General features: G+C 53.2%; 12 protein-coding genes. 4 read left to right on the top strand and 8 right to left on the bottom strand.

Translation table 11 applies throughout. From position 1 onward, the window contains the following. Positions 1-201 precede the first annotated feature (201 nt). On the bottom strand, positions 202-837 hold the full coding sequence (locus tag BW972_RS17090) for a class I SAM-dependent methyltransferase (RefSeq protein ID WP_076423025.1): 636 nt from the start codon (positions 835-837) through the stop codon (positions 202-204). Between the two features lie 121 nt (positions 838-958). Here BW972_RS17090 and hutU point away from each other — a divergent pair, with 121 nt between their 5' ends. The 3 genes from hutU (at position 959) to hutG (ending at position 5,117) form a co-directional block, all read left to right on the top strand. Further along, positions 959-2,671 carry a urocanate hydratase gene (gene hutU, locus BW972_RS17085; RefSeq protein WP_051017801.1) on the top strand — a complete coding sequence of 571 codons (1,713 nt, stop codon included), beginning with the start codon at positions 959-961 and terminating at the stop codon, positions 2,669-2,671. A gap of 152 nt (positions 2,672-2,823) precedes the next feature. Continuing rightward, the gene (hutI, locus tag BW972_RS17080) at positions 2,824-4,068 is read left to right on the top strand and encodes an imidazolonepropionase (protein WP_076423024.1); all 1,245 of its coding nucleotides are present in this window, start codon (positions 2,824-2,826) and stop codon (positions 4,066-4,068) included. A gap of 74 nt (positions 4,069-4,142) precedes the next feature. Continuing rightward, positions 4,143-5,117 carry a formimidoylglutamase gene (gene hutG / locus BW972_RS17075; protein ID WP_076423023.1) on the top strand — a complete coding sequence of 325 codons (975 nt, stop codon included), beginning with the start codon at positions 4,143-4,145 and terminating at the stop codon, positions 5,115-5,117. Between the two features lie 107 nt (positions 5,118-5,224). On the opposite strand, the gene BW972_RS17070 is transcribed toward hutG, so the two are convergent. The 7 genes from BW972_RS17070 to BW972_RS17040 all read right to left on the bottom strand — a co-directional run bounded on the left by BW972_RS17070 (position 5,225) and on the right by BW972_RS17040 (position 12,199). Then, on the bottom strand, positions 5,225-5,626 hold the full coding sequence (locus BW972_RS17070) for a hypothetical protein (RefSeq protein ID WP_076423022.1): 402 nt from the start codon (positions 5,624-5,626) through the stop codon (positions 5,225-5,227). Between the two features lie 101 nt (positions 5,627-5,727). Further along, positions 5,728-6,597, bottom strand: coding sequence for an SMP-30/gluconolactonase/LRE family protein (locus BW972_RS17065; protein WP_007659219.1), 870 nt, complete (start codon positions 6,595-6,597; stop codon positions 5,728-5,730). 48 nt (positions 6,598-6,645) lie between these two features. Then, a complete protein-coding gene (locus BW972_RS17060; protein WP_007659221.1) occupies positions 6,646-7,758 on the bottom strand; it encodes an AMP-binding protein in 1,113 nt (370 codons plus the stop codon). A 439-nt stretch (positions 7,759-8,197) separates the two neighbouring features. Further along, complete coding sequence (locus BW972_RS17055; RefSeq protein ID WP_076423021.1) at positions 8,198-8,653, bottom strand: DoxX family protein; 456 nt, start codon at positions 8,651-8,653, stop codon at positions 8,198-8,200. 200 nt (positions 8,654-8,853) lie between these two features. Continuing rightward, positions 8,854-10,551 carry a 2-succinyl-5-enolpyruvyl-6-hydroxy-3-cyclohexene-1-carboxylic-acid synthase gene (gene menD / locus BW972_RS17050; RefSeq protein WP_076423020.1) on the bottom strand — a complete coding sequence of 566 codons (1,698 nt, stop codon included), beginning with the start codon at positions 10,549-10,551 and terminating at the stop codon, positions 8,854-8,856. Between the two features lie 24 nt (positions 10,552-10,575). Further along, positions 10,576-11,784 carry an isochorismate synthase gene (locus BW972_RS17045; protein WP_076423019.1) on the bottom strand — a complete coding sequence of 403 codons (1,209 nt, stop codon included), beginning with the start codon at positions 11,782-11,784 and terminating at the stop codon, positions 10,576-10,578. Between the two features lie 4 nt (positions 11,785-11,788). Beyond that, entirely contained in the window at positions 11,789-12,199 is a 411-nt protein-coding gene (locus BW972_RS17040) for a hotdog fold thioesterase (RefSeq protein WP_007659235.1), read from the bottom strand. 66 nt (positions 12,200-12,265) lie between these two features. On the opposite strand from BW972_RS17040, the gene BW972_RS17035 reads away from it, so the two are divergent. Then, positions 12,266-12,892, top strand: a complete 627-nt coding sequence (locus tag BW972_RS17035; protein ID WP_076423018.1) for a histidine phosphatase family protein — start codon at positions 12,266-12,268, stop codon at positions 12,890-12,892. Positions 12,893-12,904 lie beyond the last annotated feature (12 nt).

Raw genomic sequence — 12,904 nt, 5'->3', positions numbered from 1 at the left:
GGCAGAAAGTCCCTCTTTAAAGGGGGTAGGGGGATGTTAATGGTATAGGAGGAAAAGCCGACGAAGCTAAACCTTTGAACCAGCAGCAGCAGGATTCCCCTCCTGGGAGAGGCTCTCTTTAAAGGGAGGGGTGGGTTAATCGTGCACGAAGTAGTAACGACGAAGCTATATCTTGGAACTGGCAGAGATTGACTCCCCCTCCTAATAACGGGAGGGCGCTTTTTTTACCACCCACGTCGTCATCGTCCGATCCTGCTCTACTAGCACTGTCTTCAAGGGCTCCAGTCGCTCAGCTCCTAAACTCTTTTCCAATTCAGCAATCAGCTCTTCATCTGCCAGAAACCACACCGGCCCATGCGACATCCGGTAAAATCTGCCCTCGACCTGCTGCAGCTTTCCCTCCAGCCCGATCGTGGTACTGAAACGGGCGAAGAGCATACCACCCGGCTTTAGTACCCGCCAGAGCTCCTGCACGATGCCTTTGAAATGCTCCTCGCTTCTGGCAAAGTGCAGCACGGCACTGCAGAGCACCACGTCAAATTTGTCCTCCGCAAATGGCAGCGCATCCAGATCCGCAACCACAAAGTTTCTGGCCGGCAGAGTAGGGGCCAGTTCTGATGCCAGCTCTCGCGTTTTCTCAATTGCTTCCGCCGAAATATCAGCTCCGTATACCTGCACCCCGGCTTGCATCATGTAGGTAATATTCCGACCTGCACCACAACCGGCGTCCAGTAAGTGTATGCCCTTCTGGATGCGGCCTTTCAGCAGTTGGTCAAACAGGTAGATGTCGATGTCGTCGAATTGGGCGCGGAGGGAAGTGAGGGGAAGGTGAAACATAGAAACTGTTGTTTAGACAAGGGAGCTGAAACGAGAGTGAGGCTGAAATTAAGCATGATTTTTCTATCCTTTCTGCTCTTTTTTTAAGAATATTGAACAGGATTTTACGAACGAATGAACTATGAATAATGCCACAGCAACTGAATCTGTGAAACGCTCTAATCTCTCTGTGAGCGAGTTTATCCAGAAATACGCTAATCATCCGACCTACATTCCGCCAACCGGACCTGAACTTAACGCCAAAAACTGGCAGAGCGAGGCGGCCCTGCGCATGTTCCTCAACAACCTCACCGACGAAGTGGCCGAGGACCCAAGCCGCCTTGTAGTATACGGTGGCATCGGGCAGGCGGCCCGCACCGTGGCGGATGCCCAGAAGATCATCGAGGTGCTGCTGACGCTGGAGGAGGACGAGAGTCTGCTGGTGCAGTCCGGAAAGCCGGTGGGCAAGGTGCGTACGCATGCTGAGGCGCCGCGTGTATTGATCGCCAATTCCAACCTGGTGCCGCATTGGGCTACGTGGGAGCATTTTAACGAACTGCGTGAGCGCGGCTTGATGATGTACGGTCAGATGACGGCCGGTAGCTGGATCTACATCGGTACACAGGGCATCTTGCAGGGTACTTACGAAACATTCGCGGCCTGCGGCAGAATTCACTTTAACGACGACCTGCGCCACAAACTGCTCGTAACGGGCGGACTTGGCGGTATGGGCGGTGCGCAGCCATTGGCGGCCACCATTGCCGGTGCCACGTTCCTTGGTGTGGATGTCGACCCGGAGCGCATTAAAAAGCGTCTCGAAACCCGCTACATCGACAAGATGACTTACGACTACGAAGAGGCCAAACGCTGGGCGCTGGAAGCCAAAGAAAAAGGCGAGGCCATCTCCATAGGTTTGGTAGGCGACATTGGCGATGTGCTGGAGAAGCTGATTCAGGACAACATCACGCCGGAGATCCTCACTGACCAGACTTCTGCGCACGACCCGATCAACGGCTATGTACCAAATGGCCTGACGCTGGAGGAGGCGAAGGAGCTGCGTGAGCGTGATCCGAAGGAATACAAAGCCCGCTCCCTCAAAAGCATGGCCCGCCACGTGGGTTTCATGCTGGAGTTGCAGCGCCGCGGCAGCCGCACCTTCGACTATGGCAACAACCTGCGCGAGTTCGCGCAGCAGGGCGGTGAACCCAATGCCTTCAATATACCGGGTTTCGTGCCCGAGTATATGCGTCCGCTTTTCTGCGAAGGCAAAGGACCTTTCCGCTGGGCTGCCTTGTCAGGCGATCCGGAGGATATCCGCGTGACAGATGAAGCGCTGAAAGAACTCTTCCCGGAAAATACACACATGATCAAGTGGCTGGACGAAGCTGAGGAGAAAGTAGCTTTCCAGGGACTGCCTTGCCGCATCTGCTGGCTGGGTATGGGCGAGCGTGAGAAGGCCGGACTTATGTTCAACCAACTCGTGCGCGACGGCAAAGTGAAAGCTCCGATCGTGATCGGTCGCGACCACCTAGACTGCGGCTCTGTGGCCTCACCTTACCGTGAAACCGAGGGCATGCTTGACGGCTCTGACGCTGTGTCGGACTGGCCGCTGCTCAACCTGATGTCCAACACTGCAGGCGGTGCCACTTGGGTGTCGTTCCACCACGGTGGCGGTGTAGGTATAGGCTACTCCCAGCACGCCGGTATGGTGATTTTAGCTGACGGTACCGAGCGTGCTGATCGCTGCCTGAGCCGCGTGCTGCACAACGATCCGGCCATGGGTATCTTCCGACACGCCGATGCCGGCTACGAAACGGCACAGCAGAATGCCGAGAAATTTGGCCTGAAACTGTAAGCTGCTGCTTTCAAATAAGTATGGCTTTTTGTCATCACGGATGGTAGTAAGAAAAGCGGAATGATTGAATTAGCATTCCAGCTTTCTCACTGCCATTCGTAGTGACATTTACTTTGAAGAGCCGTTTACCCTTAACCAGCAATCTCAAAACTATGAAACAGGAAACTTCACATACCTTAATCGGTCCTTTCCGCCAGGTACTTACGATGGCTGATTTACCGGAAGCAGGGTCTATAGATGACGAACAGCTGCAGGTGCTCGAAAATGCAGGGGTGTTGGTGTATGATGGGTATATCGTATTGGTAGAGCAGTACGACAAACTGTTGAAAATTGCGCAGGAGAAGGGCTATAACTTGCAGAAAATTGCTGAGTCCATGGTGCTCATGCCCGGCCTGATCGACTCGCATACCCACATCTGCTTCGCCGGATCCCGTGCAAACGATTATGCCATGCGTGTGGCCGGAAAATCCTATCTGGAGATAGCCCGCAGCGGTGGCGGTATACTCGACAGTGTGCGCAAAACCCGTGAGGCAACCGTTGTAGAGCTTGTTGATCTGCTCAAAAAACGCTGCGACCGCCACTTGGCAGAAGGAGTGACCACCTGCGAGGTGAAGAGCGGCTATGGCCTGACTACCGAAGAAGAGCTCAAAATGCTGGAGGCGATACAGTTAGTTAACAAGCACCATGCCTTGGAGCTTATACCTACCTGTCTGGCCGCCCACATGCGTCCGCCTGAGCACACTGACTCTCGGCTATACCTGCAGGAAGTAGTGACCGAGCTTTTGCCACAGGTAAAAGAGCAGGGACTGGCCAACCGAGTTGATATTTTTATTGAAGATACGGCTTTCAACGAAGAAGACTCGCTGGAGTACCTACTGGCGGCACGCGATATGGGGTTCGACATAACCGTACATGCAGATCAGTTCAGTACCGGCGGTAGCCGCATTGCTGCCGAGGTAGGAGCTTTTAGTGCAGACCATCTGGAAGCAAGTGGGGACGAGGAGATCGCGCTGATGCAGGCTGCAGGTGTAGTGGCTACCGTGCTGCCCGGCGCTTCGCTGGGGCTGGGCATGCACTACGCTCCGGCCCGTAAAATACTCGACGGCGGGCTTTGCCTGGCCATTGCCACCGACTGGAATCCAGGTTCTGCCCCCATGGGTGATCTGCTGCTGCAGGCCGCTTTACTCGGCGCATCCGAAAAACTGACCTGTGCCGAGACATTGGCGGGCATTACAGTTCGTGCTGCAAAAGCCCTTAACCTGTCTGACCGGGGCACGATCGAGAAAGGCAAATTAGCCGACCTGATCGCCTTCCCAACCGATAACTACAAAGAGATCCTGTACCAGCAAGGCAAACTGAAACCAACGCAGGTATGGAAGCTGGGTAAGGAAGTATAGCGGCTGCTTATTCCGCAAGTGTCAATTATCCCTGGTCAACGATTTAACAATTCAACCATCAACAATTTAACTCCATGTACAAACCCACAGCACCCGGCACCTGGAAAGGAAGAGTAGACGCTGCAGATGGTGAGGAAGGCAAGCGCTGGCACCAGGGAATAGAACTCCTCAATCTGACTGAGGAAACAGCTCCTGCCGAGGCAGACCAGGCCATCGCTTTTCTGGGCTTTTGCTGCGATGAAGGTGTTCGCCGTAACCAGGGCAGGGAAGGGGCGGTGCAGGGGCCGGTGGCACTCCGGCAGGCCATGGCGTCATTTGCCTGGCATCTGGAGGATGACACTGCTCTGTTTGATGCGGGTGATGTGTACTGCACCAACCAGAACCTGGAAGAAGCACAGAAACAGCTGGGCAAAAAGGTGCACGCCCTGCTTGCCCATACCTATAAAACCATTGTACTGGGCGGCGGGCACGAAACAGCCTATGGACATTATCTGGGTATAAAGCAGTTGCTGCCGCAGGATAAGCAGCTTGGTATCATCAACTTCGACGCTCACTTTGACCTGCGCAGCTATGAAAAACAACCCAGCTCGGGCTCACCTTTTCTGCAGATTGCCGACGACCTGCTGGCTGATGACCGGGAGTTCAATTACCTTTGCCTTGGTATACAGCAGTATGGCAATACCCAAAAGCTCTTCAACACAGCCAAAGACTATGGTGCTGATTACGTATTTGCACCCGCCATGCAGGTATACAACTATGAGGCACTGCGGGAGAAGCTGCAGCAATTCATAGCCATGATGGATGTGCTCTACGTGAGCATCGATCTGGATGTGTTTGCCGCGGCTTACGCACCGGGGGTGAGTGCTCCGGCTGCCTTGGGCATACATCCTGAAATAGCCTTGATCCTGCTGCAGGAGATCATCAGTAGCGGCAAAATGCTGGCCTTGGATGTGGTGGAGCTGAACCCGGCACTGGATATTGATAACCGAACAGCAAAACTGGGCGCTTCCCTGCTTTACCACGTGGTACAGCAATGGAGTCAGGTATGATAGAGTTTGAGAGTTGAGGAGTTTAAGAAGTAAGAATTAGTGAAGGATTGCAAAGAGAATAAGTTTGCGTATATTTTTCAAACTCCTTAACTCTCAAACTCCTCAACTTACCTCCCGATCTTGAATTTCGTCCAATAGGTGGTATCAGGTGTTATTACTTCTACCTGGTAGGTATCAGGTCTTAGCTTGCCCAGGTCAAAGCGCCAGGCGGTTTCTTTTTTGGCTACGCTGACAGGTTTTTTATAGACTATTTTACCAGCTTTGTTTTTAACTTCCAGCCGTGCGTTTTCAGTCAGCACCTGGTTGAAGTCCAGCACAAAGGTGCCTTTCTTAGTGGGGTTCAGAAATATGCCCGACAGTGTTTCCATGCGGGCAGTGGTGTCAGGCTTAGCAACTTTTAGTTGTTTCTGCTCTGCTGGTGGGAGCTGCGTTGAGCTCTCCTGCGCCATGGCGCTAAAACCAGCCAGTAGCACTGCACCGGCCAGCAAATACGTTTGTTTCATCTTCATAATTTATCTCCAGTACAGATTACGTATACGGCTGTATATGCATAATCTGAGCCAGATTTTATCAGGCTTATGATATTTCTAAAAAAATCAGTGCAATTTTTTTAGAAGGCTACCCGGTAGGCCACTACGCGGTTGTCATAAAAAGTAGGCACGTAAAGCAGACCCTGCTCTTCCGAATAGAAAATATCGGCGGTGTTGATCTTTTTGTTCTTGGTGTCAAGTATTTTCCAATTCCTTCCGTTGATATCGACATAGTAAATCTCGCCATTCCAGTTTGATACCAGGGTGCCATCTGTGCCCACCCGGGTTATACCATCTGCCGACGGAATCTTATCAGTCCAGTCTGTGAAGTCTTGCCGCTCGATATCCAGGAAGCGAACCTTGCCCGTGTTGTGGGAGGCCACAATCAGGCGGTTGTTGTCATATAGCAAGCCATTGGGGCGTTCACGCTTTGTGTCGAGCCACTGACTCACACGTCCGTTGCGGAACAGGTAGATGGTTCCCCGCTGAGAATCGGACACGTATACATTGCCGGCATTGTCAATCGTCACATCATTGAGCATCTGGGCTTTGTCAGCTTTGTGGCGTGCCAGTACGGCACCTGTCTGCGTGGCGATGGCAATGATCTCGTCCATATCTGCCACATAGAGTATGTTGTTGTGCAACGCCAGGCCTTTGGGGTCGTTCAGGCCAGATACCCAGTACAACTGGTCCACATCGCCATTGGGGTTGAGGCGTGAGATGAAGCCATCGCCGTCCTTCCGGTCTTTGCTGACCTGGTTGATGTTGGAGACATAGAGTACATTGCGCTCACGGTCAAATACCACCGATTCCGGTGTGCGCAGGGTGTTGTCAGTGGCCCATGCCTCGGTCAGTGTCACAGGGGCTCTGGAGGAAAAGAGTCCGCCACTGCAGCCTTGCAGGATAAGTGCAGTCAGTATGAGAAGGCTTATTAAAGATAATGGTCGCATAGTAAGGTCTGTTGTTTTACCTTACTACGCGTTAGCGTCCTGCCTGTTTTAATCTGTCTCTAGCCCGAGCTTCTGCATAGTGCGCAAACGGGACACCTTACCAGTAGGTGTTTCAGAGAATGCAGGGCTGTAGTAAATGTCCTTCGGCATTTCAAACTTGCGCAAAATGCTTCGCATTTTATCCATTACCTGCTGCTCTTCCTCATCTGTGAGTTGTTTGCCTTCCAGCACCAGAATCACCTTTTCACCCAGCAGTTCGTCGGGCTGTGAGGCCACAAAGAAACGCGGCGCCTGTTCCAACTCCGCCAGGGCCTCTGACACGGCTACCTCCACCACTTCGGTCTGTACCTTCACACCACCTGTATTGATGGTATTGTCGGCGCGACCAATCCAGCGGAAGCGGGTAGGAGTCAGAATCTCCACTATGTCATTGGTCACCAGCGTTTCGTTTTCAGTCAGATCGGCCGTTATAGTGAGACAGCCCCGGTTGTCCTGCCCGATGGTAACTCCCTCAAGGGTTTCGTAATAATCGGCAGCATCGGGTCCGTTGAGTAGGCGCAGGGCAATGTGCGAGGCTGTTTCAGTCATGCCATACGTGTGGTATACCGGTACCTGCAGTTGCTGTAGCTCACGCTGCAGCGAAAAATTCACCGGGGCACCTCCCACCAGAATAGCCTTCATTTTGTCCAGTCGCTCTGTGGCACCATGGTTTTCCTGCAGAATGGTCTGCAGCTGCATAGGCACAAAAGAGGCGAAATGGTACACTTCGTCAGCAGGAGCCAGCGTAAGCGGATTTCCGACAGGCTCTACGATGGTCATTTGCATATCTGTCAGCAGCCCGCGCACCAGCATCATCATGCCGGCAATGTACTCTGTATTGAGGCACACGAGCATGCGCTCTTCAGCTTTCAGACCGAGCAACTTGACGGTGCGGCGTGCGCTGATCTCCATTTGCTGGCGCGAGAGAGTGATCAGCTTAGGCGTACCTGTAGAGCCGGAAGTGTGAATCGGAAATTCCTGCACTCCATTGAGCCAGTCACGGCAAAACTCGAGGGTTTTAGCTTCGTAGCCGTTGAGCGGTACGCTGTTGCGAAAAGAGTAGGCCGCTATCTCATCGTAATAGAACTTGTTACCGTTCAGGGTCAGGAACCTTTGCGTCATGGGGTGTCTCAGTGTTAGAAGCAAGGAATGCCTTTGGGCTGCCTCGCCGCATGTTCAATCGTTTTATTTGAGGAGCCTGGCAGGTAGAGCTTCAGCTCGTTTGTGTTGTTTGTACCATACGCAGCCAGGGTGCTGCCCGGCTATTCCCAATATTTTCTTCTTAGGTATAGCCGCCCAAAATTTTGCCCAAAATTACGACATTCAGGTATAAGACCTAAATAAGGCCAAGTATAATTTTGCTAAAGGCGCCCTTTGTACAGACACTAGCTCTTTTGTAGCCGGGTTTGTAAAGATAAAGTGCTCCTACTCTCCTCAGAAAGGATAGCAGGAGCTTATCGTAAATTGATTTCAGGCTGCCGGACGCTGACTCACTTCGATTTGGCAGTTTATGGAGGCGTCGGCAATAGACAGGTTTGTCTCAAGGTCAATCTCAAAAGGCTTAATAAAGCACATCCCTTTCCGGTCGGCGTATCAGGTTGTCTACCGATAGACGGCCAGAGCCCAAAACCAGAAAGACTATGAGCAGGATCAGGACAATAAGAGATGACCAGAGTTCGGTATTTTCGGAGTAGAAGCCCCGTTGCGGATTAATAAAGAACACAGCACCCAGCAGAATGGGAATCTGGAAGAGAATAGCGATGCGCGTGATCAGGCCCATGGCGATAAGCAGCCCGCCTACCAGGTGTGCGAAGGCCACGTAATGGGCCATCCCAAACGACACCCACTGAAACTGGCTGTTGCGCATGATGCTCTGCAGAGCTGCCGTATCCTGAATAAACATGACACCCTTCACGAATAAAAAGATACCCAGCGCCATGCGCACGAAGTCTACCCAAACCGGATGGTGTGCATCTGCCCAGTGCTCGATCCGGTGCATGTCTTGCGTTAAGTTCATGGCTGTAAAAATTAAGGTTTAAGAAATTGGTATACAATTATTTAAACGAATTATACAGCGAAACGGACAATCCAATAGGTGATATATCGTATGGGGGTGACTTTCGCAAGGGAGTAGTTGGAACCGGCATTTGCACCAATTCTGTCCAGAAATTAGGAGGCAGGGGATTACAAGCTCAAAAAGCTATACCTGTCCTTACCTTACAAAGCCTTCAGCAGCGCCTGCTTATAGGCGGCAAACTCTGCCGCGTTTGCTTTGCTGTCGGTGTAGATTTCCAGTATACCTGCACCGGCATTGGGTGCAAAAAATGCAGGAAGCGCCTGCTCTAATTCCTCTAGTGAAGCGCAGGCGGTATAGGCCAAACCGAAATCCTGCGCGGTACTGCGGGCGTCAAGTTGTTGCCTTGTCTCAAAGAACTCCTCCAGTTCAGGCTGTCTTCGCGGACCGTCGATCAGTCTGAAGATGCCGCCAGCGTGGTTGTTGATAATGACGATGCGCAGGTTGGCTGGCAGGTAGTTGTGCCAGAGTCCGTTGCGGTCGTAGAAGAAAGCCATGTCGCCGGTGAGCAGCGTGGTGATACGCTTGCTGCTCAGGGCACAGCCGACGGTGGTACTGGTGCTGCCGTCAATGCCGCTGGTGCCGCGATTGGCGTACACCTGCACTTCCTGCTCTGACTGCAGGGCCAGTATGTTGGCATAGCGCACGGCCATGCTGTTGGCGAGGTGCAGATTGCTCTGCTGCGGCAGACTGTCAAGCACGCGGCTGATGGCAGTCAACTCACTGTAGGGAGCTGTTTTAGTAAAATCTTTCAGAAATTGGGTAGCCTTGCCCGCTATACCTGCCCATGATTTAATGTAGCCAGCGTCTTCGCGGGTGCTACCGGCCATACTGCGGAAAAAGCTGCCCGGGGTACAGCGGATGATCTTGGTTAGCGACTGAAAAGTATCGGCCACTTGTCCGGCCGGTTGTATGTGCCAATGTGCCTTTGGTTTGTATTGCCGCAGGTATAGCTTCAGACTTTTGGAGATGACCGACTTGCCAAAGGTGATGAGTAAATCCGGCTGCAGGGCCTGCATTTTCTCCGGATCAGGACAGGCCAGTACCGCATCGTGATGGCGCACTACGCCTGCCAATTGCTGCGTGTTGCTGATGATATCGCCTACCGCTACGGCACCTGTGGAGCTCATAAATGTCTGGAGGGCATGCAACAGCTTCGGATCCTGGTTTCCCTGGCCGGCTACTATTAGCACCCGCTTGAAGTAAAGTAGTTCCTGTTCCAGTCTGAGTGCCTGCATCGGGTTGAGATCGAAGGCGTTGTGATCTTCCTCGATCACCTTCACCTGCTCATCAAAAACTATTTTTTCACCATCAGCCGGATAAAAGGGTTCCCGCAGCGGCACATTGATGTGCACCGGACCAGCGGGGAAGGCCACCGCTTCGTTCAGCGCCTCTGACACCATGCGCTCCGTGTGCCATACCGCATCCGGGTGCTCCAGGGCTACGGGAAAATCGAAGCTGCGCTTGATGTGCTGTCCGTATACCTGCTGCTGCCGGATGGTCTGTCCGTCCATCTGGTCGATCCACTCCGGCGGACGGTCAGCGGTAAGGACCAGCAGCGGCACCTGCAGAAAGAAAGCTTCCGCTACAGCGGGTGCATAGTTCAAGGCAGCCGTACCAGAGGTGCAGATCAACACAGTCGGTCTTCCTGTCGTCTGCGCCATACCCAAAGCAATAAAGGCAGCTGCCCGTTCGTCACTCACCGTGCGCACCGTCAGTTTCGGGTGGCGGGCAAAGGCAATCGTGAGCGGCGCACAGCGCGATCCCGGCGACAGCACCACATTCTCCACCCCCTTGCGGGCACAAATCTCAGCTATATTGACAACGGGAGCTTTTATCATGATTTAGTGATTTAGTGATTGGGTTTAAAAATCTGCCAGGATTTTAAACATCGTTTGGAGTTTGTGCTGTGTCTCATGCCATTCTTTTTCGGGGGAGGACTCTCCGGTGATGCCGGCTCCAGCGTAAAGTACGGCTTCGTTTTGTAATAGCTGCATGCAGCGGAGGTTCACGAACAGGTGTGTGCCGGCTTCACTGTTCACGGGCCCTAGAAAGCCGCTGTAATAGCTGCGGTCGTATCCTTCGTGATCCTGTATAAAACGCAAGGCTGGCTCTTTGGGCAGACCGCAGACGGCGGAGGTTGGGTGCAGCAGGCGCAGCATATCAGTACCGAGGGTAGGGAAGTCCACTTCCTTCAGGTCTACCTTGAAATCGGTGCGCAGGTGCATCAGGTTACCGGCTATCACGGTGCGGGGGCCCACTTCGGTATATTCGCGTAGGCGCAGTTTTTTGAAACAGCTCAAAATGTAGCGCTCCACCATGCCCTGCTCTTCAATCTCCTTTTGCCGCCAGATGGCGTTGGCCGTGGAGCCGTTTTCGCAGAGGGGCTGCGTACCGGCCAATGCCACTGTTTTGAACAACTGCTGCTGGTCGACGCTCACCAGTATCTCAGGAGAGGCACCCAGCCAGGTGCCCACACCAGGTATAGCCACCAGCGACACAAAGGCATTTGGATAGGCCGAAGCCATTTTCTCGAAGGCCTTATGCAGACTAAAAGCCTCAGGAAGGGAGGATGAACTGCTTCTTGAGAGCACGACCTTCTCCATCGCCTCCGCCCGGATCACATCCACGGCAAGGCTCACGGCTGCTTCAAAAGTTTCTTCGTTGCGGTCGGAGTGGCGGGGCGGACTGGCAGGTACAGGCCATTGCGCTGGCTGCCCGTTTTCAGCCCGAGTAAGTCCTTCTTTAAATAAATTCACCTGCGCAGCGGGTGCATCAGGGGCCGTGCGGAGCTGCTTGGAGAGCGAGCTGTAACTGATGTCGGCTTTCAGGAATATGTGGCTATGCGCACCCTCTGTCACAAATGGACAGAACAGAAAGCCCGCCGGGCTAGGCTCCAGGTCAGGTATAGCAGGAGTAGTTTGCATGCCAAAAGAGATGCAGGCCTGCACTTCGGTCTGTAAGGGCAGTCGCCATACGGCAATCGCCTGCTGCAGCGCGAGCGCCGCCGAGAGTACCTGTTCCAGGGTATAATGTTGCGTATTTTCCTCTCCCATACCAGCTGCCTGCTCCATCTTTTTATTTCTTATCGATTATGGCTAGGGTCATGCGGCTAAGGCATACCAGATCGCCAGCTTCAGAGGTGATTCTGATTTCCCATACCTGTGTGCTGCGGCCCTGGTGCAAGGCTTTGGCCTCACCGTATACCCACCCTTCGCGCACGCTGCGGATGTGGTTGGCATTTATCTCCAGTCCCACGCAGGCTTTCTGGCTAAGATCCACTGTAAGTGCGGCCCCGATGCTGCCCAGCGTTTCGGCCAAAGCCACAGAAGCGCCGCCGTGCAACAGACCCATCGGCTGGTGAGTGCGCTTGTCAACAGGCATCTTTGCGATCAGAACCCCATCCTTATAAGAGGTTAATTCGATGCCGAGGTGCTCCACCATCGTGTTTTTACTCCACTCTTGCAGCTTTTCTAACGTAGAATCCATTTTGTATAGGCTTTGAATGCTAACTTCGCATTCTCGTATCTGTAAAGAGGCAAAAGTAAGTCAATTTTGAGTATTAAGAAAATATACCTGATCCGCCACGGGCAGACCGATTTTAACCTGCAAGGCATTGTACAAGGCAGCGGCGTGGATGCGTCGCTCAACGAGCTGGGCCGCAGACAGGCAGCCGCGTTTTTTGAAAAATACCAGCACATTCCGTTCGATAAGGTATACACCTCCACCCTGCAGCGTGCCGTGCAGTCGGTGCAGGGCTTTATAGATAAGGGAATACCGCACGAGCGCCATGCCGGGCTGAATGAGATCAACTGGGGCACCCGTGAAGGCACACGCATCACCCCGGAGGAGGATGCTTACTACCACCGCATGCTGCAGACCTGGACCGAAGGCGAAACCGGTCTGTGCATAGAAGGAGGGGAGAGCCCCGACCTGGTGGCCGCCCGGCAGAAGCCTGTGGTGGACCTGATCCTGAGCAGGCCGGCAGAAGAAAACGTGCTGATCTGCATGCATGGCCGGGCCATGCGCATTTTGCTGAGTCAGCTGCTGCGCTTCCCGCTGCGCTGCATGGACCAGTTCGAGCACCAGAACCTGTGCCTCTACCAGCTCGACTTCACAGGTAGTATGTTCACTGTGAAGAAGTACTGTGACGTGGCCCATTTGCAGGATGTGCAGGTATAATTTCAGGTCCTG

This window comes from Pontibacter lucknowensis (genome assembly GCF_900156415.1).
GTDB classification, from domain to species: Bacteria; Bacteroidota; Bacteroidia; order Cytophagales; family Hymenobacteraceae; genus Pontibacter; species Pontibacter lucknowensis.
The sequence above is the reverse complement of the archived record's forward strand: the minus strand, read 5'-3'. Positions and strand labels throughout refer to the sequence as shown.